General features: G+C 67.8%; 21 protein-coding genes. 10 read left to right on the forward strand and 11 right to left on the reverse strand.

All coding sequences use genetic code 11. The annotated features are described in order from the left end of the window. Nucleotides 1-18: 18 nt before the first annotated feature. Nucleotides 19-654, forward strand: coding sequence for a pyridoxamine 5'-phosphate oxidase (pdxH, locus tag J0I99_RS08845; RefSeq protein ID WP_291392747.1), 636 nt, complete (start codon nt 19-21; stop codon nt 652-654). Between the two features lie 181 nt (nt 655-835). Then, on the forward strand, nt 836-1654 hold the full coding sequence (locus J0I99_RS08850) for a DUF1499 domain-containing protein (RefSeq protein WP_291392748.1): 819 nt from the start codon (nt 836-838) through the stop codon (nt 1652-1654). 7 nt (nt 1655-1661) lie between these two features. On the opposite strand, the gene J0I99_RS08855 is transcribed toward J0I99_RS08850, so the two are convergent. Beyond that, entirely contained in the window at nt 1662-2585 is a 924-nt protein-coding gene (locus tag J0I99_RS08855; RefSeq protein WP_291397135.1) for an MBL fold metallo-hydrolase, read from the reverse strand. A 67-nt stretch (nt 2586-2652) separates the two neighbouring features. On the opposite strand from J0I99_RS08855, the gene J0I99_RS08860 reads away from it, so the two are divergent. From J0I99_RS08860 to J0I99_RS08885, 6 genes are all read left to right on the forward strand, one after another. Further along, entirely contained in the window at nt 2653-3291 is a 639-nt protein-coding gene (locus tag J0I99_RS08860) for a biotin transporter BioY (RefSeq protein ID WP_291392751.1), read from the forward strand. Nucleotides 3292-3458: 167 nt separating this feature from the next. After that, entirely contained in the window at nt 3459-3992 is a 534-nt protein-coding gene (locus J0I99_RS08865; RefSeq protein WP_291397136.1) for a hypothetical protein, read from the forward strand. A 137-nt stretch (nt 3993-4129) separates the two neighbouring features. After that, nucleotides 4130-5299 carry an MFS transporter gene (locus tag J0I99_RS08870; RefSeq protein WP_291390884.1) on the forward strand — a complete coding sequence of 390 codons (1170 nt, stop codon included), beginning with the start codon at nt 4130-4132 and terminating at the stop codon, nt 5297-5299. An 8-nt stretch (nt 5300-5307) separates the two neighbouring features. Then, entirely contained in the window at nt 5308-6483 is a 1176-nt protein-coding gene (locus tag J0I99_RS08875; protein ID WP_291390895.1) for an MFS transporter, read from the forward strand. Further along, the gene (locus J0I99_RS08880) at nt 6476-6937 is read left to right on the forward strand and encodes an MmcB family DNA repair protein (protein WP_291390885.1); all 462 of its coding nucleotides are present in this window, start codon (nt 6476-6478) and stop codon (nt 6935-6937) included. The genes J0I99_RS08875 and J0I99_RS08880 overlap by 8 nt, the downstream gene beginning before the upstream one ends. Before the next feature lie 7 nt (nt 6938-6944). Continuing rightward, nucleotides 6945-8084, forward strand: a complete 1140-nt coding sequence (locus J0I99_RS08885) for an MFS transporter (protein WP_291390886.1) — start codon at nt 6945-6947, stop codon at nt 8082-8084. Nucleotides 8085-8141: 57 nt separating this feature from the next. Here J0I99_RS08885 and J0I99_RS08890 read toward each other — a convergent pair whose 3' ends face one another. The 3 genes from J0I99_RS08890 to J0I99_RS08900 form a co-directional block, all read right to left on the reverse strand. Continuing rightward, on the reverse strand, nt 8142-9812 hold the full coding sequence (locus J0I99_RS08890; protein ID WP_291397137.1) for an MBL fold metallo-hydrolase: 1671 nt from the start codon (nt 9810-9812) through the stop codon (nt 8142-8144). 42 nt (nt 9813-9854) lie between these two features. Continuing rightward, nucleotides 9855-10406: an ActR/PrrA/RegA family redox response regulator transcription factor gene (locus J0I99_RS08895; RefSeq protein ID WP_291390888.1), complete on the reverse strand. Its 552-nt coding sequence runs from the start codon at nt 10404-10406 to the stop codon at nt 9855-9857. 145 nt (nt 10407-10551) lie between these two features. Beyond that, complete coding sequence (locus tag J0I99_RS08900) at nt 10552-11853, reverse strand: ActS/PrrB/RegB family redox-sensitive histidine kinase (RefSeq protein ID WP_291397138.1); 1302 nt, start codon at nt 11851-11853, stop codon at nt 10552-10554. Nucleotides 11854-12054: 201 nt separating this feature from the next. Here J0I99_RS08900 and J0I99_RS08905 point away from each other — a divergent pair, with 201 nt between their 5' ends. Together J0I99_RS08905 and J0I99_RS08910 are read left to right on the forward strand one after the other, a co-directional pair. Next, nucleotides 12055-12498: a DUF2852 domain-containing protein gene (locus J0I99_RS08905; protein ID WP_291390890.1), complete on the forward strand. Its 444-nt coding sequence runs from the start codon at nt 12055-12057 to the stop codon at nt 12496-12498. Nucleotides 12499-12591: 93 nt separating this feature from the next. Beyond that, complete coding sequence (locus J0I99_RS08910) at nt 12592-13338, forward strand: M48 family metallopeptidase (RefSeq protein ID WP_291397139.1); 747 nt, start codon at nt 12592-12594, stop codon at nt 13336-13338. A gap of 136 nt (nt 13339-13474) precedes the next feature. Here J0I99_RS08910 and J0I99_RS08915 read toward each other — a convergent pair whose 3' ends face one another. The 7 genes from J0I99_RS08915 to dnaA form a co-directional block, all read right to left on the reverse strand. Further along, nucleotides 13475-13852 carry a hypothetical protein gene (locus J0I99_RS08915; RefSeq protein WP_291397140.1) on the reverse strand — a complete coding sequence of 126 codons (378 nt, stop codon included), beginning with the start codon at nt 13850-13852 and terminating at the stop codon, nt 13475-13477. A 54-nt stretch (nt 13853-13906) separates the two neighbouring features. Then, nucleotides 13907-16078, reverse strand: a complete 2172-nt coding sequence (locus J0I99_RS08920; RefSeq protein ID WP_291397141.1) for a transglycosylase domain-containing protein — start codon at nt 16076-16078, stop codon at nt 13907-13909. 221 nt (nt 16079-16299) lie between these two features. After that, on the reverse strand, nt 16300-18753 hold the full coding sequence (gene gyrB / locus J0I99_RS08925; RefSeq protein ID WP_291397142.1) for a DNA topoisomerase (ATP-hydrolyzing) subunit B: 2454 nt from the start codon (nt 18751-18753) through the stop codon (nt 16300-16302). A 108-nt stretch (nt 18754-18861) separates the two neighbouring features. Beyond that, on the reverse strand, nt 18862-19983 hold the full coding sequence (gene recF, locus J0I99_RS08930) for a DNA replication/repair protein RecF (protein ID WP_291397143.1): 1122 nt from the start codon (nt 19981-19983) through the stop codon (nt 18862-18864). A gap of 159 nt (nt 19984-20142) precedes the next feature. Next, nucleotides 20143-21261, reverse strand: a complete 1119-nt coding sequence (gene dnaN / locus J0I99_RS08935; RefSeq protein ID WP_291394350.1) for a DNA polymerase III subunit beta — start codon at nt 21259-21261, stop codon at nt 20143-20145. Nucleotides 21262-21394: 133 nt separating this feature from the next. Then, nucleotides 21395-21568, reverse strand: coding sequence for a hypothetical protein (locus tag J0I99_RS08940; protein WP_291397144.1), 174 nt, complete (start codon nt 21566-21568; stop codon nt 21395-21397). Nucleotides 21569-21687: 119 nt separating this feature from the next. Continuing rightward, the gene (gene dnaA, locus J0I99_RS08945; RefSeq protein WP_291397145.1) at nt 21688-23148 is read right to left on the reverse strand and encodes a chromosomal replication initiator protein DnaA; all 1461 of its coding nucleotides are present in this window, start codon (nt 23146-23148) and stop codon (nt 21688-21690) included. Between the last annotated feature and the right edge of the window lie 814 nt (nt 23149-23962).

The following is a 23962-nucleotide window of genomic DNA, read 5'->3' on the forward strand; positions in this document are numbered from 1 at the left end:
CGCGAGACGGGGGTAGACATGCCGGCCACAACGCTTTCCGAACGCCTGTTCGACGATGCCGACATGGCGCCGATCGATCCGGGTTCCCTGTTCGAGGAGTGGTTCGCCCTGGCCCAGCAGAGCGAGCCGAATGATCCGCATGCCATGGCGCTCGCGACAGTCGACGCGGACGGGCTGCCGGACGTGCGCATGGTGCTGCTCAATGCCCGCGACGCCCGCGGCTATTGCTTCTTCACCAATTTCGAGAGCGACAAGGCACGCCAGCTGCTGGCCAACCCGAGGGCTGCGTTCGTCCTGCACTGGAAGTCACTGCGCCGGCAGATCCGGGTGCGCGGGCCGGTCGAAGTCGTCGCCGACAAGGAAGCCGACGCCTATTTTGCCACCCGGGCCCGCGTCAGCCAGATCGGCGCGCACGCCAGCAAGCAGTCGCGACCGCTCGCCAACCGCTACACCCTGCTCGAGCGGGTCGAGACCCTGCAGAAGAGCTTCGGCGAGGACGAGCCGGTCAACCGCCCGACCAACTGGTCGGGGTTCCGGGTCGTGCCGCAGGCAATGGAGTTCTGGAAGGATGGGGCCAACCGGCTGCATGACCGGGTCCGCTTCACCCGTACCCTGCCGGACGGCGCGTGGAGCCGGCAACGGCTTTATCCGTAGCAGACGCCAATCGTTGCTTCGTCAGCCCGCCCGCCCGAACGAGGAACCGGCCGTCGAGACAATGCTGCGAGCCGGCTCGGCCCAGGGCGCCAGCGGCTCCTAACAGCTTTCTGCGCCCGGCCTTTGCATCCTGCCGCGCGGCATGGTTATGGCTAGCGGGTTGTCATTCCCAGCGGCGGCGATGCGCATCCTCATCCGCACCTCGAAATGGGCGATCTGGGCCCGGCGCCTGGGCAGTCTCGCGCTGCCGGTGACGATCGTCCCGGTATTCCTGCATCGCGAACAGATGATCGCGTCGGGCGATTTCGTCGTCACGGAAGCCGTGGCCGCGGGGCTTGCGGCATTGGCGGTGTTCCTCGCGCTGGGCGCCTTCGCCCGGCTGTGGGTCACCGGCGACCGGGGCTGGGGCCGCGCCGCGTCGGGACTGCTGTTCGGGATCGCCTGCCTGCTGCCGTTCGCCTGGCTGGGCTATCAGGCCGTCCGCTACCCGATGGCCAACGAGGTGACCACCGACATCGCCGAACCGCTGGCGCTGACCTCAGGGGTGAGCGTGGCGCCGACCAGCGCCGCCCTGCGCGACAGGATTGCCGAGGCCTTTCCGAATGCGCGGACGCGTTCCTATCCCGTCGATGCCACCGACATGTTCACCATCGTGGACAACCTCGTCTCCGAACGAGGCTGGGACGTGCGCATCCAGCGGGCCCCGCCGACCGCGCTCGATACCGGCCAGATCAATGCCATCGCGATGACCCTGTTCGGCTGGCGCGACGAGGTGGCCATCCGTGTTGCCGGCACGGCGCAGGGCTCGACCATCGACATGCGCTCGGTGCCGTTGGGAGGGTTCCACGATTTCGGCGAGAACGGCCGCCGGATCGAGGAATTCCTGCTCGCGCTCGACCAGAAGATCACCCTGACATTGCGCGACGCACCGCAGGCGCCGGCTGCCGGCGAGACCGAGCCGCCTCCGGCTCCGCCCGACGAGGGCGACGCCGGCCAATAGCCCGTCGTCAGTTGCTGGCGGGGAACACGACCATGCCGGCGACGCCGTGCGTCGCGCCGATCAGGCCACGATCGGCGAGATATTCCACGTGGGCGCGCAGGGTCATCCGGGCCGCCCCCCGCAGCGGCGGGGCGAGATCGGGATAGATCCTCGCCAGCAGGTCGCCGATGCTGCGCGCGCCCTGCCCGACCGCAGCCACGACCTGGCGGTTCCGCGCCTGCCGATGCGCGAGAAGGGCCCGGGCCTGGTCCGGACCGTTGGCGATCTCGCCACCGTGGGCCGGCAGGTAGTGCAAGTAGTCGAGCCCGATGACCCGCTCGAGCGCGCCGAGATAGTCGGCCATCGAGCCGTCCGGCACGGCGACCAGCGTCGAATTCCAGCCCATGATGTGGTCGCCGGTGAGCAGCCATGGCGTACCGGCGAGGCCGATGGCGATGTGGTTGGCACAGTGGCCCGGCGTCGCAACAACCTCGAGCGCAGTGTCGCCGACCACGACCCGCTCGCCGTGCTTCAGCACACGGTCGGGCACATGGCGCCAGTCGCTTTCCCGACCCACGGGATTGATCTCGAACAGGCGCTGCGGCCGGCTGAGCCGGTGCCGGCCGCCCGACCAGACCGGGGCGCCCAGCGCGGCCTTCAGCCTCGGCACGAGCGCGGAGTGATCGAGGTGGGTGTGGGTGAGCAGGATCGCCGCGACCCTGCGGCCGCCGATCGCGTCGAGCAGCGCCTTCAGGTGCCCGCTGTCGTCGGGACCGGGATCGACGACGACTACCGGGGCGCTGCCGACGAGGAAGCTGTTCGTCCCCCTGAAGGTGTAGGGACCGGCATTGGGCGCCGTGACCCGCACGATGCCGGGAGCGACCCCCGTGGGCTCTCCGGTTCTGGCATCGAACTGGGTGTTGAAGCGAAGCTCGGGCGTCCGGGCGGGCATTGCGCTCTCCCAGGGGAGCGACTAGTAAAAGGGCGCTGGAATTTCTCCTCTTGCTGAAGGATTGGCAATGGCCTTGACGCTCACCACGCCGAATACCGTTCTCGGCGTGCTTTCGCCCAAGTCGCAGTCGGCCCGCCTTGTGGCCAACATCGCCACGGTCGTCGTGGGTTCGTTCATTCTGGCGCTGTCGGCCAAGATCAGCGTGCCGGTGATGCCGGTGCCGGTCACGCTGCAGACGCTCGCCGTAGCGGCGCTCGCCGCCGGTTTCGGCTGGCGGATCGCCGTTGCCACGGTCGCCCTCTATCTCGTCGAGGGTCTCGCCGGCCTGCCGGTCTTCGCCACCGGCGGCGGCTTCGACTATATCCTGCGCCCCTCGTTCGGCTTCCTCGTCGGCTACCTGCCGATGGCCTACATCATCGGGCGCGCCGCCGACCTTGGCGCCTCGGGCCGTCCGGCCCTGCTGTTCCTCGCCATGCTGGCTGCCGATGCGGTGGCCTTCGCCTTCGGCTTCACCTGGCTGCTGATCGTCGCCAACATCATCATCCAGTCGGGTGCGGCGCTGCCGGGCTGGCTCGATGCAGGCAACCTCGTCACCACCGCCTGGAACGGCGCCATCGCCCCGTTCGTCCTGTGGGACGTGCTGAAGATGGCCTTTGCCGCGCTCAGCCTGGTCGGCATCTGGAAGCTGCTGCCCAGGAAGGCCTGACGGTCGCCAGCAATCCTGAACAAAGGGCCGGTCCGACGACCGGCCCTTTTTCGTTGGCGAGGGGCTGCCACCGGTTGGTCAGCGCGACGAATCGGGCGCGCCTTAACCGCGCGGCAATCCGGCTGCGCCATACTCCCGCGTCGGGCAGGTCATCGAACGGAGGCAACGTGCGCGCCTGTGCTTTCGTCGTGGGACCGCATGATGGTCCGGGGGCCGCACTTGCCCACCTGGCGCGAGGCCTCGGCTTTGCCGCCGTGTCCCCCTTCGCCAGCCTCGCCGCCGCCGAGGCGCAGGCGCAGCAGACTCCGCTGCTGTTCTTCCTGTTCGCCGCGGTCGACGACGTGCTCGGACTGAAGGCGACGGCCGACGCCGTCCGCTTCTCGCCGAGTCGGCGGATCCGCTTCTCGCCCATGGTGTATTTCTCCGAGAGCCCGTCGCTCGATGCCATCCGCACCTGCGTCGAGATGGGCTTCGACGACGTGATCACGCTGCCCTTCACGTCACATCGCGTCTCCGGCCGCCTCGACCGGCTGGTCGACCACACGCAGGTCTATTTCGAGACGGCGGACTACCTCGGCCCCGACCGCGGGATGCGCCTGACGCACGGCCAGCGCAACGGCCAGTATCGCCGCCTGGAGATCATGCGCACGGTCTTGAGCGGCGTCAGCGTCATGCGCGACGAGATGCAGGTGGCCGTTTAGGGCCGCGCCGGCGGCGCGTGCCCGAATGCTTCCCCGAAACGACGTCGATCGTCCCGGTCGGAAACATGCGCCGGCGCTTGCCCGATTGAACCGATTTTAATAGGGTCCCGCGCCTTCCTTCGCGAGTTCCCCTGGGTATGAGATTCGGTATCGAGCTGCCGCCGCAGCGGCGGGTTTATGGTGGCTTCTTCATCTATTCGTTCTGTATGGGCAGCCTGCCGCCGCGCCTGCCGGATATCCAGCACGCCATGGGCGTGCAGGAAGGCGCGCTCGGCTTCGGCCTGATCGGCGCCGCCGTCGGTACGCTGATCTCGCTCAGTGTCGCCGGCCCGTGGCTGGAAAGGTTCGGCTACCGCCGCTCGATCCTGACCCTCATCCCGCTGCTGTCGCTGTTCTACGCCATCGCCAGCTTCGCCGGCGGTCCGCTGGCCTTCTTCCTGCTGCTGGTCCCGGTCGGGCTGGTCATCGGCGGCATCGAGATCATCCTCAACCTCGAGGCGGATCGCACCGAGCACCTGATCGGCCGCCGCATCATGAACCGGGCGCACGGCTTCTGGAGCTTCGGCTTCTTTTCCGCCGGCATCGTCTCCGCCGCCGTCGCGCAGACCGGCCTCGAGGTGCACATCCATCTGTTGCTCATGGTGCCTGTGGTGATCCTCGGCGTCGCGCTGCTGCTCGGCCGCTTCGATCCCGCGCCGCATCGCAGCGGCGGCTCGACCGACGAGACCAGGGGCTTTGCCACCCCCACGCTCGCCATCATGATCCTCGTCATCGTGACGCTCTCGGCCATGATCATGGAGGGCGCCGGCATCGACTGGTCGGCGATCTACATGCGCGACGAGTTCCACGTGACCCCGTTCCTCGCCGGCTTTGCCGTGGCGCTCGGCGCCTTTACGCAGGCGATGACGCGTTTCTTCATCGATCCCTTCGTCGAGCGCTACAGCCCCACCGTGGTGTCGCGCGTGCTGCTCTCGATCCTCTTCGTCGGCGCCCTGCTGATCTTCTTTGCCGGCTCCGACTGGATGGCGCTGCTCGGCTTCGGACTTGCCGGCATCGGCACTTCGGCGATCTTCCCGCTCGCCATGTCGGCGGCGGCGCAGCGCACCGACCGTCCGGCGGCGACCAATGTCGCCTCGCTGGCGCAGACCAGCTTCGTCGCCTTCCTCCTCGGACCGCCGCTGCTGGGCTATGTTGCCGAGCACTTCGGCATCCGCTGGTCGTTCGGCATCGGTATTCCACTCGTCATCCTGAGCCTCATCTTCGCCGATGCCCTGGGCCGGAAGCCGATCCGCCATGAGGTCGACTGATGTTCAGCCTGAAACCGCACCAACGGGTGTACGGCATCTTCTTCGTGTTCTCGCTGTCGATGGGCGCCCTCCTGTCGCGCCTGCCCGACCTGCAGAAGTCACTGCACCTGAGCGAGGGGCAGCTCGGCCTCATCCTGATTGCCATGTCGGTCGGGGCCCTGTGCGGCCTGACCTTTTCGAGCCCGCTCATCGAGCGGTTCGGCGCGCGCACCACGGCGTTCGTCACGGTGTTCGGCGCCTCCGCCATGTACGCGATCGTGCCGTGGGTGCCCTCGGCGTTGCTGCTCATCCCGGTGTTCTTCGTTGCCGGGCTGCTGGCTGGCGCCCTCGAGATCAACGTCAATCTCGAGACCGACCGGCACGAGGCGCAACTGGGCACGCGCATCATGAGCCGCGCGCACGGGATGTGGAGCCTGGGCTTTTTCGTCACCGCCTTCATCTCGGCCGGCGTGCGCCAGCTGGGGGTCTCGGTGCACGTGCACACCTTCGCTGCCCTGGTGGTCGTGGTGATCTTCGGCTGCATCGTGTTCGCGCGGATCGAGAACGCTCCGCCCCGCATCGAGGCGCACGCGGGCAAGATGCCGCTGGTGGCGTTCCCCACCATCGGGCTGCTGCCGCTCTGCCTCATCGGCGCCGCGCCGCTGCTCGTCGAGGGCGCGGGCATCGACTGGTCGGCGATCTACATGCGCGACGTGTTTGCCGTGGAGCCGTTCGTGGGCGGGCTGTCGATCACCATCTTCTCGCTGTTCATGGCGCTCGCCCGCCTGTTCATGGATCCGGTGGTCGAGCGCTACAGCCCGCGAGTCGTTGCAGGCACGCTGCTCGGCATTGCCGCCGTGGGGCTGGTGATCGTCGGCCTTGCGCCCCACCCCTATGTGGCGCTGTTCGGCTTCCTGCTGATGGGGCTGGGCTGCTCGTCGGTCTATCCGCTGGCCGTCTCGGCCGCGGCGCAGCGCACGGATCGGCCGGCGTCGGTCAACGTCGCATCCCTGGGGCAGATGACCTTCGTCGTCTTCTTCCTCGGGCCGCCGCTGCTGGGCTTCATCGCCGAGGCCTTCGGCATCCGCACCTCGTATTTCGTGGTGGTGCCATTGGTCATCGCGGCGCTGCTGGCGATCCGGGCCCTCGCCGCCCGGCCAACGCCGGTGCTGTCGGAACCGGAGCCGGCGACGCCCCATGGCTGAGCTGCCGAAGATCGTCGATCTGAGGCAATCGCCGACGGCGCTGCGCGTCCAGCGCGGCGTCATGCGCTTCCTGCGCAACGCACACGATTTCTGCTGCTACGCCGAGGTGCCGCTCAGCAATGGCCGCCGCGCCGACGTCCTGGCGCTCGGGCCGAGGGGCGAGATCTGGATCGTCGAGATCAAGTCCTCCCTGGTCGATTTCCAGGTCGACCGCAAATGGCCCGACTACAAGGACTTCTGCGACCGCTTCTTCTTCGCCAAGCCTCCCGAGCTCGACCCCGACATCTTCCCCGACGACGAAGGGCTGATGGTGGGCGACGGCCACGATGCGGCGATCCTCAGGATGGGACGGGAGAGTGCGCTGGCGCCGGCCCGCCGCAAGGCGATGCTGCTGAAGCTCGCCCGGCTCGGCGCCGACCGCATCCACGTGCTGATGGACCCCCAGGACCTGTGAGATCGGCATGAACACGGTTTCGGCCCGCCGCATCATCCTGGTGTTCCTGATCCACGCCATCGCGCAGGGCGGCATGTTTGCCCGCATCCCCGATTTCCAGAGCGGGCTGCAGCTCAGCGAGGCCGAGCTGGGCCTCGCCCTCCTCGGTCAGCCGGCCGGGGCCATCCTGTGCTTCATGATCGCCAGCCAGGTGGTCGAGCGCATCGGCACGCGCCTCGTGATCCTCACCACCATTCCCCTCATGGCGCTGACCCTCGTGCTGATGGCGCTCGCGCCCAGCCTGCCGCTGCTCTGGCTGGGCTTCGCCGTGTTCGGCGGCGTCTTCGCCATCAGCAACATCGCCGTCAATGTCGAAGCCGACCGGGTCGAGGCGGCGCTTGGGACGCGCATCATGAACACCTGCCACGGGGTGTGGAGCGTCGGGCTGCTGGCCTCCTCGCTGGTGGCGACCGCCATGCGCGGCGCCGGCATCGCGCCCGCCATGCACTTCGCCCTCGTCCTGGTGCCCGTGCTGGCTGGCATCGTGCTCGTGGCGCTGCCGATGCGCAGCGCCCCGCCGCGGCCGCATGCCGGGACCGGCAAGGCTCCGCGCATCGCGCTGCCCACCGGCATGACCCTGTTGCTGGTCGGCTACGCCTTCGGCTCGGCGCTGCTCGAAGGCGGCTTGCGGAACTGGTCGGTGATCTTCATGCGCGACAGCTTCGTGGCCCCCGAATGGGTCGATACGCTGACGCTGCCCGCCTTCATGGCGGCGCAATCGACCGGCCGCCTGCTGGCCGACCGTGCCGTCACGCGCTGGGGTCCGGTCCGGCTGGCGCGCGGGCTCGGCCTGACGGCGCTGGCCGGATTGCTGCTGGTCATCTTCTCGCCCAACCTGGTCGTCGCGCTGCTGGGCTTCTTCCTGATCGGGGCCGGCGTGTGCGTGTCGTTCCCGCTCTCGACCTCGGCGGCGGCGCGCCTCGGCGATCGCCCGGCCTCGCAGAATGTCGCGGCGCTGACCATGAGCCAGCAGATCCTGCTGCTCGGCACCCCGGCGGTGCTGGGCTGGATCGCGACCGCCGCCTCGATCCGCGTCACCTTCGCGGTGATGCTGCCGCCGCTGCTGCTGGCCATCTACCTGGCGCGCTACCTCGAACCGAAGCGCTGACCGTCCCACATCCCTTTCCGCGAGGGAGGGTGCTTGTGCAGGAACCAGGGATGTCCCCTATTCGCCGCTCGGCTCGCCGTGCAGCACCTGCGGCCGGCCGGGCTGCGTCTTCATCGGCAGTGGCGGGCTCACCGGCCCGCTATTGGCGAGCGTCGCCTTGAGCGCCTCCATCACCGCGATCCGCTGCGCGTCGGTCGGTGCCGACTGCAGCTGGTGACTGAGATCGATGATGAAGCTGGCATAGGCATTGTGCCAGTCGGAGGTAACCTGGCTGAGGTCGACGCGCCGCTCCGACGGGTGTTCGACCCCACCGATGCCCTCGGCCCGGAGTTCGAAGGCATCGTCCAGGAGCGGCGTGATCACCTGGTCGGAGCCGAGGCCGTCGTCGTGCATCAGGGCGGCCTTGAGCGCGGCGCGCTCCTCGTCCTCGCCATGGGTCAGAAAGATCGCGCCATGCGCCGGCAGGCGCTTCGTTACCCAGGCGACGAGCTCGGAATGATCGGCATGGGCCGAGTAGTTGCCGAGGCTGCGCACCTGGGCCCGCACCGGCACCAGCTCGGAATGGATGCGCACTTCCCTGGCGCCCGACTGGATGATCTGCCCCAGCGTGCCCGGCGCCTGATAGCCGACGAACAGCACCGTGGCATTGGCGCGCGGCAGGTTGACCCTGAGGTGGTGCTTGATCCGCCCCGCGTCGCACATGCCGGAGGCCGACATGATGATGGCGCCGCCACGGATCGAGTTGATCGCCTTGCTCTCCTCCACGCCCTCGACGATGCGGAAGCGCGGGTCGTTGAACAGTTCGTCGGCGTTGAGTTCGACATCGTCGAACATGGCCGCATACTTGCGGTAGACGCCGGTCACCTTGCTGGCCAGCGGGCTGTCGAGGAAGACGAGGCTGGGGCTGATCTCGCCGCGCTTGATCAGGTAACCGATGTCGTGCAGCAGCTCCTGGCTGCGCTCGACCGCGAAGGTGGGAATGACGAGGTTGCCGCCGCGGCCGAGTGCCGTGTTGATCTCGGTCCTGAGCGTCTCGCGCCGCTGTTCGAGCGTGTAGTCCTCGCGCTCGCGCCCGCCATAGGTGGATTCGCTGAGGATGTAGTCGTAGCCCGAGGGCGCGTCGGGCGCGTCCCAGAACACCTTGACGTCGGGGCCGAGGTCGCCGGAGAACAGGATCCGGATGATCTTGCCGTCGACATCGGCGACCTCGACCTCGATCGAGGCCGAGCCCAGGATGTGGCCGGCGTTCCAGTAGCGGGCGCGCACGCCCGGGCCGGGCTCGATCCACTCCTGGTAGGTGACGGACTTGCGCAGCTTGAGCGCCTCTTCGGCGTCTTCCATCGTGTAGAGCGGCTTGAACGGCTCCTCGGCGCGCTTCGTACGCTTGCGCGTTTCGCGCTCGGCCTCGCTTTCCTGGATGCCGGCCGCGTCGGGCAGCAGGTACTCGAGCAGGTTGTCGGTCGGTCCGGTCGCCCAGATCGGCTTGCGGTAGCCCTGCCGGCAGAGCTTGGGCAGCAGCCCGGCATGGTCGATATGGGCATGCGTCAGCAGCAGGAAGTCGATGGCCCGGGGGTCGAACGGGAAGGGCTTGTAGTTGAGCCCGCGGACGGTCCGGTTGCCCTGGAACATGCCGCAATCGACGAGGAACTGGCCGCGCGGATGGACGATCCGGTAGCACGACCCGGTCACGGTCCCCGCCGCCCCGTGGAAGTAAAGCGTGACCGTCATGCTGGCCTCCGGGGCGTTCGTTGTCTGTCGATTGTGTCGGGGTTACTTCGGCGCGCGCTTGGCGAGGATGCGCTGCAGCGTGCGCCGGTGCATGTTGAGACGGCGCGCCGTCTCCGAGACGTTCCGGTCGCAGAGCTCGTAGACGCGCTGGATGTGCTCCCAGCGTACCCGGTCGGCCGACATCGGGTTTTCCGGCGGCTCGGGCGGCTTGTCGCCGTTCGCCAGCAGCGCGTTGATCACATCCTCGGCATCGGCGGGCTTGCTCAGGTAGTCCACGGCGCCCAGCTTCACGGCGGTCACCGCGGTGGCGATGTTGCCATAGCCGGTCAGCACCACGGCGCGGGCGTCGCCGCGCTTCTGGTGCAGGGCCGCGACCACGTCGAGCCCGTTGCCGTCCTCGAGGCGGAGATCGACCACGGCATAGGCCGGCGGCGCCTCGGAAACGGCCGCAAGGCCGCCCGCCACGGTGTCGGCAATGCGGACATCGAAGCCGCGCTTCTGCATCGCCCGCTCGAGGCGGGTCAGGAAAGTCTTGTCGTCATCGACCAATAGGAGGCTACGGTCGGCCGCAAGTAGTTCATCGACTGTGCTCATCGGGGCCTGATGTAAGGGCTTTCGGCCAAAAGGTCAAAGAAGCCAGGCCCCCCGAGCGCGGCACACATTCAGCCAACACCGACCGCGCCCTCTATCACCGTCGTCCCCGGGCTTGACCCGGGGACCCATCTCAAGGCGGCTCACCTCACGCCGTCTCGAGTGCGGCCCGCGGCCAGACCAGCCGGACGCGGGCATGGCCGTCGGCCGCCTCGTTCTCGAACCGGATTCTTGCCCCGGTGCGCTCGAGCAGGGTCTTGGAAATGAAGATGCCCAGCCCGAGCCCGCCGGGCTCGGGGCTGTCGGGGTCGCGCGCCCGGGTGGTGAGGTAGGGTTCGCCCAGCCGCGCGATGAGCTCGGATGGAAAGCCCGGCCCGTCGTCGGTGATCGTCACCGTCAGCGCCGACTTGTCCCAGCTGGCATCGATCAGCACCGACTGCCGGGCGAACTGGGCGGCGTTCTCGATCAGGTTGCCGAGCCCGTAGAGCAGGCTCGCGCCCCGCTTGATCACCGGGTCCGGCCCGCCCGAGCGGTCGATGCGGATGGAGATGGCCTTGCCGGTGCCCTCTAGCGGCTGCACCACTTCGGCCAGAAGCTCGCCCAGCGGCACGGCGGCGAACGGGTCGCCCGGCGTATCGCGCAGGCTGCGCAGCTTGCCGAGGATCTCGCGGCAGCGCGCCGCCTGCGACATGATCAGCTCGGCATCCTCGCGCACGTCGCCGTCGGGCAGCTCGTCGCGCATCTCGCGGGCGACGAGCGCGATGGTCGAGAGCGGCGTGCCCAGTTCATGCGCCGCGGCCGCCGCAAGCCCGTCGAGCGCGTTCAGCTGCTCGTGGCGCGAGAGCGCCAGTTCCGTGGCGGCAAGGGCATCGGCGAGCTGGCGCGCCTCGTGCGCCACGCGGTTGGTATAGGCGGCAATGAAGGTGGTGCCACAGACGATCGAGACCCAGATGCCGATGACATAGACGCGGTCGAAGACGAGCTTCTCGTCCGGCGCCCAGGGCAGGTCGAGGTGGAAGACCGCCAGCAGCGACGCGAGCAGGATGGCCAGCATGGCGATGATGGTGGTGGCGCGCTGCGGCAGGGTCGTCGCCGATACCGAGACCGGCGCCAGCAGCAACAGCGAGAACGGATTCTGCAAGCCGCCCGTTATCGCCAGCAGGGCGGCGAGCTGGCACAGGTCCCAGCTCAGGTGCACCGTCGCCACCGTCGCCGAGGGTCGATAGCCTTCGCCGAGGCGCAACAGCAGCCACAGGTTGAGCAGGACGGACAGCCCGATCAGCACGAGGCACTGCGCCAGCGGCAGCGGAAAGCCGAGACCGAAGGCGACAAACAGCACGCCGATCGCCTGCCCGACGATCGCCAGCCAGCGCAGACCGACCAGCGTGCCGAGCCGGAGCGGCCGCCACGTGCCGGGCAGTACGGCCTCCGAACCCAGTGCCAATGCCATGAAGTCGTCCTTTCCGGGTCGTCCCAGCGCCCGCATGGGAAGTCTAGCACGCCATTTCAAGGGCCAAAATCCGTGCGGAATCGCTTGATCCTGCCCCGGGGTGGCCCACATCGCAGGGGTTCGTGACTGGTTGAATATCGCGGGAACCGAACCGGAGCAGTCGCTGACTTCCCCCCGGTTCCCGCCTCTGGGAGAAGCCCGATGAATACTGCAATTGTCAAACCGCAATGGGGCCCGCTGACCATCGCCCTGATGGTCCTGGGCTTCGTCGTCTGGTGGCCGCTCGGCCTCGCCATGCTCGCCTACATCCTGTGGGGCGAAATGTTCGGCGGCTCGGCGGAAAAGGCGGAAGGGTTCGTCAACCGATCCCGCGCCTGGGCGGAACGCTGCGGCCCGCGTGGCCATGCCTTCCGCCACGGGTTCCACCACTCGAGCGGCAATGCCGCCTTCGACGACTACCGCGCCGAGCAGCTGCGCCGGCTCGAAGAGGAGCGCAAGCGCCTCGACGAGGAGGTCAACGCGTTCCACGAGTACATGCGCAACCTGCGCATGGCCAAGGACCGCGAGGAGTTCGACCGCTTCATGCGCGACCGCAACGGCAACCGCCCGAACTACGGCGGCTCCGACCATGGGCAGAACGCCTGAGTTCTGGCCCAATGTCCTCCTGACGACTAAGCGCTCCTCCGGGGGCGCTTTTTTTGTCGTCGGAACGGGCCTCGAATCGGCGATGATCAGGTCATGAATTTCCTGTTCCCGGACCGCTCCGCCAAGATCCCGGCGACCGCTACGCTGATCCTCGACGGCTGTGCAGTCGAGATTACCGTCAAGGTCAGCGCGCGGGCCCGGAGCTATCGGCTGACCGTCCCGCACCACGGCAGCCCGGTGCTGACCCTGCCGAGCACCGGTCGCTGGCCCGAGGCCGAGGGCTTCCTCAACCGCCACCGCGGCTGGCTCGCGGCCCGGATCAGGCGCAGCGCCCCCCGCACCGCGTTCAGCCATGGCGAGCTGGTGCCGCTGCGCGGCATTGCCCATCGCATCCACGCCACCGGGCGCCTGCGCGGTCGCGTCGAGGCCGCCGAGATCGAGGGCGAGCCGGCGCTGCTGGTGCCGGGCGAGGCGGTGCACATTCCGCGCCGGCTGACCGAGTGGCTGAAGGCCGAGGCGCAGCGCGACCTGGCCGAGCGCTCGAACATCCATGCCGCGACGCTGGGCGTCGAGGTGAAGTCGGTGGCCATGCGCAGCCAGTCGACGCGCTGGGGCTCCTGCTCATCGACGGGGCGGCTCAACTACAACTGGCGCCTCGTGCTGGCCCCTCCCTTCGTGCTCGACTATGTCGCCGCGCACGAGGTCGCCCACCTCGTCCACATGAACCACTCGCCCAGCTTCTGGAAGGCGGTGACCCGCGCCCTGCCCGACATGGAAAGAGGCAAGGCCTGGCTCAAGGCCCACGGCAAGGTGCTGATGGGCTACGGGCTCGACAGCTAGGCACCCGTCTCACCCACCCGCCGGGTCCTTCCCGCGAAAGCGGGAACCTCGGTTTGCGGTGCCTGCCAGAAACAGAGATCTCCGCTTTCGCGGGGATGACATCGAGTTGAGACTGCCGCTGGCGGGAGCCAGCTAGCTAGTTCCCGCGGACAATCCCCTCGGTCCAGCGCGCCACAACGGCGCAGGCGGAGTTGGCGCAATAGCCGAGCGCATCGCGATCGGCGTCTGCCTGGCTCTGGCCCATGGCAGCGCCCCAGCTGCCGCCGCCGATCGCCAGCGCGTAGTTGCCCGTCGGCTCGCTCCTCAACCCGATGGCGCAGGTTTCCGGGTCGGCGGCGCCCTGCTGGCAGTAGCTCAGGGCGCAACTGTCTGCCTCGCCCTGCGACTGCATGTTGTTGCAGAAGCCATAGGCGAGCGAGCCCGACACGGCGACGGCCGTGTAGGCGACGGCCTCCCGCATGGTTCCGAGCAGGCCCGCCAGCATGAGAAGAGCGGCGAGAACGGTCTGGCGCATGCACCCTTCCTCCGACTGTCCTGGGTTCGTCGCGGCGCCACGAGCTTCCGGAGCCTAGTTGCCGCCGAAAATGTCGCCCAGGAGGTCGACCAGCGTCCGCTTGGGCCGCTCCACCGGCGGCTGCTCCATCGGCTGCAACTGCTGCTGGTCGAGGCCGGGCTGCGATGCCGCGCCGGGCAGGTCGGCGACCGGGATGCCGTCGTGCGCCTTGGTCATGAACTGGCTCCAGATCTCCACCGGCACGTTGCCGCCCGAGAGCCGGGTGCCGACGTCGTTGTCGTTGCCGAGCCAGACACCGGCGACCATGCGCGAGGTATAGCCGACGAACAGGGCGTCGCGGGCCTTCTGCGACGTGCCGGTCTTGCCGGCCATGGGCCAGCCGTTCAGCTGGGCGCGCTTGCCGGTGCCGATCTCGACCGCCGCGTGCAGCATGTCGTTCATCTCGGCCACGATGTTGGGCTCGATCACCCGGCCCGGGCCGGCCGCCACGGCGTCATAGAGCACCTTGCCGTCGGCCGTCTCGATGCGGGTGATGACGTTGGCGATGACGCCGATGCCGCCATTGGCGAAGGGCGCGTAGGCGGCCGTGAGTTCGAGCAGCGAGACTTCCTGCGTGCCCAGCGCAATCGAGGGCACGGCCTGCAGCGGCGACGAGATGCCCATGCGCATCGCCGCCTCGACCACCTTGTCCGGCCCGACATCGTTGGCGAGCAGCGCCGCGACCGTGTTGCGCGACAGCGCCAGCGCGGTGCGCAGGGTCATTTCGCCGCCATACTTGCCGTCGGCGTTCTGCGGCTGCCAGCCGTTGATGTCGATCGGACCGTCAGTGGCGACGGTATCGGGCGTATAGCCCTTCTCCATGCCTGCCAGGTAGACGAACGGCTTGAACGCCGAGCCGGGCTGCCGGCGCGCCGTCACGGCGCGGTTGTACTGGCTCTGCTGGTAGTCGACGCCGCCGACGAGGGCGCGCACCGAGCCGTCGACATCCATCGCGACCATGGCGCCCTGGCTGAAGCCCTTGTCCTTGCCGTACTTGGAGACCGCTTCCTTGACCGCGAACTCGGCTTCCTTCTGCAGGTCCCAGTTGATCGTGGTGTGGACGATCACGTCCTGCTTCACGTCGCCGAGATAGGCGGTCATCAGGCTTTCGACCCAGTCGGCGACGTAGGATTCGCCGCCCACCACCTTGGTGCGGATGGTCTGGCTGGGGTCGATCGCCGCCGCCTTGGCCTCGTTGGTGTTGATATAGCCTTCCTTGGCCATGGCGTTCAGCACAAGCTGCTGGCGCGCCTTGACCAGTTCCGGCTTGCCCTTGGGATTGAGCCGCGACGGTGCCTGCAGCGAGCCCGCCAGCATGGCTGCCTCGCTCAGCGACAGGTTGCGCGCCGACTTGCCAAAATAGTACTGCGCCGCTGCCTCGATGCCGTACTTCTCGTAACCGAAATACATGCGGTTGAGGTAGAGTTCGAGGATGTCGTCCTTGGAATAGTTCTGCTCGAGCCAGATGGCGAGCAGCGCTTCCTGCACCTTGCGGCCCAGGGTCTGGTCCGGGGTCAGGAACAGGTTCTTGGCCACCTGCTGGGTGATGGTCGAGGCGCCGCGGGTCACTTCACCCGCCTGGATCGACTCGAGCGCCACCGAGGCGAGGCCGACCACGTCGACGCCGAAATGCTCGTAGAAGCGCCGGTCCTCGATCGCAACGAACGCGGCGGGCACGTAATAGGGCAGCTCGCGCAGCGACACGGCTTCGCCGCCGGTCTTGCCGCGGTTGGAGATCAGCTGGCCATTGGCTGCGACGATCCGGATATTGGCGGCCCGGTCCGGCACCTTCCAGGTGTCCGAGGAGGGAAGCTGCACGGCGTAGTAGATGATGACGCCCGCGGCGGCGACGCCGGCCCAGATGCCGAGAATGAACAGCCAGCCGATCAGCTTGCCGATGACGCCGAACAGCGTCAGCGGCTTCTTCTCGCGCCGGCCGCGGGTCTTCTTGCCCCTCGGCGCCCTGGCTTTGCCGCGGCTCTGCTTGCCACGCGGGGCACGCTCGCTGCGCTCGTCCTCGACATGGACGGCGCTGTCGTCGAAGCCGGGTTCCACCCGGGCGCCGCGGGCTGCCTTCTGGGGCGCATTGCGCGACGAGCGCGAGCCCTTCTTCGGCGTCGCTCCGACACGGTCGTCCGGCGAAATCTGAAAGTCCATAAACAGGGCCCCGGCATTCTTCTTGCGCATGGCGTTCGATCCGGCGGCAGTTCCTTGGGGGCGCGCGGACACCATGGGGCGTTCCGACCGTCTCGCCAGGCCCAAGCCAACTCGGGACTCCCGAGCCTCCGACCAGCGCGGTCCCCTCGGCTATCGAGGGTAATTGTGGCCGGTTTATGTGGCCTTAACCCCCATAGCCGAGGGTGTTGCGAGGGGGCGACAGGGCGGCCGGAGGCCGCCCCGCGAAGTCGCTACACGTCGAGGTTGGCGACGCTCAGCGCATTGTCCTGGATGAACACCCGGCGGGGCTCGACCACGTCGCCCATCAGTTCGGAGAACAGCATGCCGACCTCGCTGTCGTCTTCGCGCTGCTCCACCTTGAGCAGGGTGCGGGCGTTGGGGTCGAGCGTGGTCTCCCACAGCTGTTCGGGATTCATCTCGCCCAGGCCCTTGTAGCGCTGCAGCGAGATGCCCTTGCGCCCGATCGTGGCGATGGTGTCGAACAGCGAGAACGGTCCGAAGATGTCGAACGCCTGGTCCTTGCGGACCAGCCTGGCCACGCCGCCATAGAGATCGCCCAGCTTGTCGACGGTCGACCGGATGCGGCGCGCGTCGGCCGAGGCGAGCAGCTGCGCGTCGACGGCATGCGTCTCGGTCACGCCGCGAATGGTGCGCCGGAAGACATAGCCACCCTGGCCGTCGCTTTCGCCGCTCCAGCCGCGTTCGAACTCGTCGGCCAGGCGGTCGAGCCGGCGGACCACCCGCTCGATCACGATGCGCGAGCGCTCCTCGTCGCCGGCGGCGTCGGCGAGGCCACCGACGATGGCCGCCTGCTCGATGATCGAACGGTTGTACTTGGTGTTCAGCCCCTCGATGGCGTGCACGATATCGCGGGCCTGCCGCACGATGGCGAGCAGGTCCGCGCCCGAATGGGCCACGCCGTCACGGCTGGTCAGCACCGCATCCTCGGTGCCGGTATTGATGAGGTAGTCCTCGAGGCTGCGCTCGTCCTTCAGGTACTGCTCGGACGAGCCGCGCTTGATCTTGTAGAGCGGCGGCTGGGCAATATAGATGTGGCCGCGATCGATCAGCTCGCGCATCTGCCGGTAGAAGAAGGTCAGCAGCAGCGTCCGGATGTGGGCGCCGTCGACATCGGCGTCCGTCATGATGATGATCTTGTGGTAGCGCAGCTTGTCGATGTTGAAGTCTTCGCGCCCGATCGAGGTACCCAGCGCCATCACCAGGTTGCCGATGGTCTCCGAGCTCAGCATGCGGTCGAAGCGCGCGCGCTCGACGTTGAGGATCTTGCCGCGCAGCGGCAGGACGGCCTGATTGCGGCGATCGCGCCCCTGCGTGGCCGAGCCACCGGCCGAGTCGCCCTCGACGATGAAGATCTCGGACAGGGCCGGATCCTTCTCCGAGCAGTCCTTCAGCTTGCCGGCCAGGAAGTTGATGTCGAGCGCCGACTTGCGCCGGGTGAGCTCGCGCGCCTTGCGGGCCGCTTCGCGCGCGGCGGCGGCTTCCGCCACCTTGCCGACGACGGTCTTGGCCTCGGCGGGATGCTCCTCGAGCCACTGCTGCAGCTTGTCGTTGACCCCGTTCTCGACCACCGGGCGCACTTCGGAGGAGACCAGCTTGTCCTTGGTCTGCGAGCTGAACTTGGGGTCCGGCACCTTGACCGAGAGGATGCAGGTCAGCCCCTCGCGGATGTCGTCACCCGCCAGCTCGACCTTCTCGCGCTTGAGGATGCCGCTTTCCTCGGCGTACTTGATCACCTGCCGGGTGAGCGCCGCGCGCAGGCCCGCAAGGTGCGTGCCGCCGTCGCGCTGCGGGATGTTGTTGGTGAAGCACAGGACGTTCTCGTGGTAGCTGTCGTTCCACCACATCGCGACTTCGACGGTGATGCCATCGCGCTCCGACTGCAGCAGGATGGGCGCCGAAATCAGCGGCGTCTTGGCCTGGTCGAGATAGCGCACGAAGGCCTCGAGCCCGCCCTCGTAGTGCAGCTCCGTCTCGATCGGCTCGGGATGACGCAGGTCGCGCAGGACGATGCGGACGCCGGAATTGAGGAACGCCAGCTCGCGCAGGCGATGCTCCAGGGTCTTGAAGTCGAACTCCACCATGGTGAAGGTCTCGGGCGACGGCATGAACGAGACCGAGGTCCCCGAGCGGCCCTCATAGGTGCCCGGTTGCTTGTCCTGGACGTAGGTGCCGACCTGCTTCAGCGGGGCGACGGCATCGCCGTGCGCAAACTCCATCTCGTGGATCTCGCCGTCACGATTGATCCGCAGCCTGAGCCAGACCGACAGTGCGTTCACCACCGAGACGCCCACGCCGTGCAGGCCACCCGACACCTTGTAGGAGTTCTGGTCGAACTTACCGCCGGCATGCAGCTGGGTCATGATGACTTCGGCCGCCGAGACGCCCTCTTCGGCGTGGATGCCGGTGGGAATGCCGCGACCATTGTCGATGACCGTGCACGAGCCGTCGGCGTTGAGCTGCACCGTCACCAGGTCGGCATGCCCCGCCAGCGCCTCGTCGATGGCGTTGTCGACGACCTCGTAGACCATGTGGTGCAGGCCCGAGCCGTCATCGGTATCGCCGATATACATGCCGGGGCGTTTGCGCACCGCATCGAGGCCCTTCAGGACCTTGATGGAATCGGCGCCATATTCATTGGGTTCGGATGGAGTATCGGTGCTCAAGGGAATCCCGAATCAAAGCCTGCAGGTCCGCTGGACCGGGTCTAGCGGAAGCGTGTCGGATACCCAAGACAAATGGCTATTTTGAGCCCGTTTTGCAAGGCTTTGCGCCTATTTCGGGCCGAGCCGGCCATCCCGCACGAAGACCTGCTGCGCGGCCCCGCCAAGCGCGTCGAACAGCATCGGGTCGGTGCCGGTCATGAAGCACTGGGTGCCGAGCGCCTCGAGCGCCGCGAAAAGCGCCGAACGGCGGCCGGGATCGAGGTGGGCGGCCACCTCGTCCAGCAGCAGGAAGGGGGCGATCCCGGTCGAGCGCTTCACCAGCCGCGCCTGCGCCAGGATCAGTCCGATCAGCAGCGCCTTCTGCTCGCCGGTTGAGCCGAGGGCGGCCGGCATGTCCTTCTGGGCATGGCGGACCTCGAGATCGATGCGGTGCGGCCCGGTGAGGGTGCGGCCGGCGGCGCGGTCGCGCTGGCGCTCGCGCCGCCAGAACGCGCGCAGTTCGGCCTCCAGCGCGGCCGAGGACTGCGGCACGTGCCGATCCTCGAACAGCGCGGTCAGCGCCAGCCGGGCAGCCGGGAAGCTGGCCTCGTCGACGCCAGACAGGATCACCGCCTGCAGGTCATCGAGGCTGTCGGCGCGGGCAAAGTGCACTGCCGCCGCCGACACCGCCATCTGCGCCTCGATCGCGTCGATCCAGAGCGGATCGGCGTCCTCGTCCACCAGCCGGTTGCGCTGCCGCATGGCCTTTTCGTAGTCAGACACCGCCGCCGAATGGCCGGGGATCAGGGTGGTGACGAGGCGGTCGAGAAAGCGGCGGCGGTCGCTGGCCGGTCCGGTGAACAGCCCGTCCATCGATGGCGTCAGCCAGAGGACGCGCAGATAGGCGCTCATCTCCTCGACGGTCCTGGCATTGGCGCCGTTGATCCGCACCCGCCGCCCGCCGTCCGCGCCGCCCGCGCCGGTGCCGATATCCACCGGCCCCTCGGGCGTCTCGATGGTCGAGGCCACGGCCCAGAGCCCGTCCGAGCCCTGCGCGGCGACGTCCTCGAAGGCGGCCCCGCGCAGGCCGCGTCCCGGCGAGAGCAGCGAGACGGCCTCGAGCAGGTTGGTCTTGCCCGCCCCGTTCGGCCCGACCAGCACCAGGTGCCGCCCGTCGAGATCGAGGGCGGCGGAGGCATAGTTGCGGAAGTGGCTGAGGCGAAGCCGGGAAATGTAGCGGGAGGGATGCATTGCGGTTGAGGAAGGCCCCCTCACCCGCCGCTGACGCGGCGCGACCTCTCCCCCAAGGGAGAGGTGATCCGTGGCACGATCTTGCCCCATCGCCACCTCTCCCTTGGGGGAGAGGTCAGTCCGCAGGACCGGGTGAGGGGACCTGGATTTGCGGGCGAACTACACCCGCATCGGCATCAGCACGTAGAGCGCCTTGGCGTCGCCATCCTCGCGCACCAGCGTCGGCGAGCCGGCGTCGTTGAACAGGAAGACGGCATTTTCGGAGCGGATCTGGCCGATGATGTCGAGCAGGTAGCGCGCATTGAAGCCGATCTCGAAACTCTCGGGCTCGAACTCGACCGCCAGCTCCTCGCTCGCCGTGCCATGGTCCGGGTTGGTGACCGAGAGCTCCAGCTGGCCTTCGCGCAGCGAGAGCTTCACCGCCTTGCCGCCCCGGTCCGACGCGATGGTCGACACCCGATCGACAGCGGTGGCGAAACTCGCCTTGTCGACGTTCATCTGCTTGTCGTTGTTCTTGGGCGTCACCCGGTCATAGTCGGGGAAGGTGCCCTCGATCAGCTTGCTCAGCAGCACCACGCTGCCCAGGGTGAAGCGGATCTTGGTGTCGGAGAGCTCGACGGCGACGTCGCCTTCGGCGCCTTCGAGCAGCTTCTGGACCTCCGAGACGGTCTTTTTGGGCACGATGATGCCCGGCATGCCCTTCGCGCCGGCAGGCGCCGCCGTTTCGGCCCGCGCCATGCGGTGGCCGTCGGTGGCCACGGCCCGCAGGGTCGGCTCGCCATTGACCTCGAGCACGTGCATGTAGATGCCGTTGAGGTAGTAGCGCGTCTCCTCGTTGGAGATGGCGAACTGGGTCCGCTCGATCAGCTCGCGCAGCGTTGCGGCGGGCATCGAGAAGCTGTGCGTGAAGGTGCCGGACTTGAGGTCGGGGAAACTGTCGGGCGACAGGCAGGAGAGGTTGAACCGCGACCGCCCGGAACTGACCGTCAGCTGTTCGCCGCCGGTGTTCTCGAGCCGCACCTCGGCCCCGTCGGCGAGCTTGCGCACGATCTCGTAGAGCGTGTGGGCGGGCACCGTCGTGGTCCCGGCCTGTCCGACCATGGCCGGCACGCTTTCGGTCACCTCGATGTCGAGGTCGGTGGCGCGCAGGTCGAGCTTGCCGTCGGCGGCCTTGAGCAGCACGTTGGCGAGGATCGGATAGGTGTTGCGGCGCTCTACCACGCGGTGGACGTGCCCCAGCGACTTGAGCAGATGATTGCGCTCGAGAGTGACCTTCATAAACTCAGAACCCCTGCGGCATGCGGCATGAAACGCCCGGCAAAGCCGGGCTGCGACATTTGCAAGCGAGGGCGAAAAAGGCAAGGGCGACAGCCCCGAACGCCCCGCAATCCCTTGGAAAAACGCGCTCGGCTCAGTGACGGGCGCCGCGGTTCAGGGCCTGCTCCATCGCCTCGAGCCGCCGCTCGGCCTCGTCCGCCTCGAGGCGGGCCAGCATTTCGTGCCAGGCCCGGTCCGGCGGCAGCGGCTGGTTTTCGGCCCTGGCCCCGATGTCGAGGCGACGCAGGCCCTTGCGAATCCGCAGCAACAACCGCGGGGTACGAGAACGCGATGACGGCAACGCTACTACTCACAAAGCGCCCTACTGGGCAGCACTCAATACTCGGCGGGCAGACGGCCCACTCCGTCGGAGAGGGCCGGAATTGCTTATTCTTCAAGCATGCGCTTGAGCAGTTCGATCTCCTGGGCCAGCTCGCCGTCGTCCTTGATCATCTGCTCGACCTTGCGGACCGAGTGGAGGACGGTGGTGTGGTCGCGACCGCCGAAGCGCCGGCCGATCTCGGGCAGCGAGCGCGAGGTCAGCGCCTTGGCCAGGTACATGGCAATCTGGCGCGGTCGCACCACGTCGCGCGACCGGCGCGAGCTCAGCAGGTCGTTGCGCGGCACCTTGTAGTGGCGCGACACGATCCTGAGGATGTCCTCGATGCGCACCCGGCGCGCGTCGCGCTGGCGCACCAGGTCGGCGAGCGTGCGCTCGGCCAGTGCGACCGTGATCGGTTCCTTAGTCAGCTGGTTGGCCGCCAGCAGGCGGTTCACCGCGCCGTCGAGGTCGCGGCCATGGCTCACCACGACGCGCGCCACGTAGTCGAGCACGGCGGGAGCGAAATGCGCATCCGAGAAGCGGGCCACCGCCTGCTCGGCCCGGCGCGTCACGATGGCACGGCGCAGGTCGAGGTCGAACGCGTTAATCGGCACGACCAGCCCGCCGGACAGGCGCGAGCGCACGCGCTCGTCGAGCATCTCGAGGTCGCGCGGCGGCGCATCGCCGGCCACCACCACCTGCTTGGCGCCGGTCAGGAGCGTGCCCAGCGTGTGGCCGAACTCGGTGGCCGACTTGCCCTGCAGGAACTGCATGTCGTCGATCAGCAGCAGGTCGACCCGGCGCAGCCACTCCTTGAAGCCGAGCGCCGACTGGCGCTGCACGGCGGTGATGAAGTGGTACATGAAGTGGTCGGCGGTCAGGTAGACGATGTTCTTGCCAGGGTCCGACGCACCGGCGGCCCAGGCGATGGCGTTGAGCAGGTGCGACTTCCCCAGCCCGACGCTCGAGTGGATATAGATCGGGTTGAAGCTGACGGTGTTGTTCTGGACGGCATGCGCGACCTGCTTGGCCACCTGCAGCGCCATTTCGTTGGCCGAGCCGACGACGAAATTGTCGAACGTCATCTTCGGATCGATCGCCGAGCCCGACAGCGCATCGCCGCGCGGCGTGGGCGCCACCACCTGCGGCTCGCGGGCCGGGCGCGCCGCGGCAGGCGCAGAGGACACGACCGGCAGGTCGACCGGCTCGATCGCCGGTTCGTTGTGCTGCAGCCGTGGCCGGGCCTGGCCGTTGACGCGCACGGTGAAGTGCAGGCGCGCGAGGCCGGCGGACTCGGCGCGGAAGGCGTCGAGGATCTTTTCGGCGTAGTTGGACTGCACCCAGGAGCACAGGAATCGGGTGGGCACGCTCAGGTGCGCCAGATCGTCGACGATCTCCTCGAGCTCGAGCCGGGCGAACCAGGAGTTGAACACGTCTTCGCCAACGGCGGCCTTGAGACGGGCGCGGACGCGCTGGAACAGTTCATTGGATGCGATCGGCTGGCCATCCTTGCCCGTCGTCATCATCAGTCCCCCTTCGCTGCCAGCCTGTCCCTTTCCCTTGTTCGCACCCAAACCCCAGTCAGCACGACTTGCCGCCGCTTGTGTCGCCATCGTGTTTCAGCCCCAATCCTGTTATCCTGCCGCCGCCCCGACCGGGCACGGCGCCGCCAACCTGCTTGCCGTTTTTCAGGCAAACCTCTTCCGTCCGCGGACTTCGCCGCGGTTGCGTCTACGCAAATATTTAACTTGAACCGGGCCGCTGACCGCGCCCGGCTACTGCAACGTCCTGCGCACGTGCAAGACCACACTAATTACTAGACAATCCAGCCCACGAATGTAGTTCCCCAAGACTGCCGGCCGCGTCCAAACCGCCTATCAGCCATGATCTCAAGTCAGCATTCTTGCACGCAACACTGGCTCTCCGCCCGGTTCTTACGCCGTTTGTCCTGAGCCAGCGAGGCCATATTAGAGGGGGGGAATTTTCCAATCAACGGGGGTTTTTTACCTCCGGGGGGTTGACTCGCGACTCTTGCGAGAACCTTTCCGGCGCCCTCGCCCGGCCCCCGTTTTTAAGGCGCTGTGACTCAAGGCGGAATCGCCATTTGGGGACCCCGACTGGCCTGGCTGCGACAATCTTGCCCTCTACTCGAAGGGCAGCCCGCATTTCACATCCGAAGGTGAAATTCTCATGACGGGCGCCCGCAAAGGCCCGGAAACACTGGGGTTTGGCAAGGGGAAAACTCTGTAGCAAAACTGTCGCAATCCGGCCACACCCCAGGGTGGCCTCCCGGCCGCCACCGGCATCGGGAGCGCACAAAAAGCGAAGGGCCCCCGAGCG

Source organism: Devosia sp. (assembly GCF_017307495.1).
Lineage (GTDB): Bacteria > Pseudomonadota > Alphaproteobacteria > Rhizobiales > Devosiaceae > Devosia_A.

Coding starts and splice junctions, on each gene's coding strand:
- pdxH (WP_291392747.1), top strand. CDS start 19: ATGCCGGCCACAACGCTTTCCGAACGCCTGTTCGACGATGCCGACATG.
- J0I99_RS08850 (WP_291392748.1), top strand. CDS start 836: ATGCGCATCCTCATCCGCACCTCGAAATGGGCGATCTGGGCCCGGCGC.
- J0I99_RS08855 (WP_291397135.1), bottom strand. CDS start 2,585: ATGCCCGCCCGGACGCCCGAGCTTCGCTTCAACACCCAGTTCGATGCC.
- J0I99_RS08860 (WP_291392751.1), top strand. CDS start 2,653: ATGGCCTTGACGCTCACCACGCCGAATACCGTTCTCGGCGTGCTTTCG.
- J0I99_RS08870 (WP_291390884.1), top strand. CDS start 4,130: ATGAGATTCGGTATCGAGCTGCCGCCGCAGCGGCGGGTTTATGGTGGC.
- J0I99_RS08880 (WP_291390885.1), top strand. CDS start 6,476: ATGGCTGAGCTGCCGAAGATCGTCGATCTGAGGCAATCGCCGACGGCG.
- J0I99_RS08885 (WP_291390886.1), top strand. CDS start 6,945: ATGAACACGGTTTCGGCCCGCCGCATCATCCTGGTGTTCCTGATCCAC.
- J0I99_RS08890 (WP_291397137.1), bottom strand. CDS start 9,812: ATGACGGTCACGCTTTACTTCCACGGGGCGGCGGGGACCGTGACCGGG.
- J0I99_RS08895 (WP_291390888.1), bottom strand. CDS start 10,406: ATGAGCACAGTCGATGAACTACTTGCGGCCGACCGTAGCCTCCTATTG.
- J0I99_RS08900 (WP_291397138.1), bottom strand. CDS start 11,853: ATGGCATTGGCACTGGGTTCGGAGGCCGTACTGCCCGGCACGTGGCGG.
- J0I99_RS08905 (WP_291390890.1), top strand. CDS start 12,055: ATGAATACTGCAATTGTCAAACCGCAATGGGGCCCGCTGACCATCGCC.
- J0I99_RS08910 (WP_291397139.1), top strand. CDS start 12,592: ATGAATTTCCTGTTCCCGGACCGCTCCGCCAAGATCCCGGCGACCGCT.
- J0I99_RS08915 (WP_291397140.1), bottom strand. CDS start 13,852: ATGCGCCAGACCGTTCTCGCCGCTCTTCTCATGCTGGCGGGCCTGCTC.
- J0I99_RS08920 (WP_291397141.1), bottom strand. CDS start 16,078: ATGCGCAAGAAGAATGCCGGGGCCCTGTTTATGGACTTTCAGATTTCG.
- recF (WP_291397143.1), bottom strand. CDS start 19,983: ATGCATCCCTCCCGCTACATTTCCCGGCTTCGCCTCAGCCACTTCCGC.
- dnaN (WP_291394350.1), bottom strand. CDS start 21,261: ATGAAGGTCACTCTCGAGCGCAATCATCTGCTCAAGTCGCTGGGGCAC.
- dnaA (WP_291397145.1), bottom strand. CDS start 23,148: ATGATGACGACGGGCAAGGATGGCCAGCCGATCGCATCCAATGAACTG.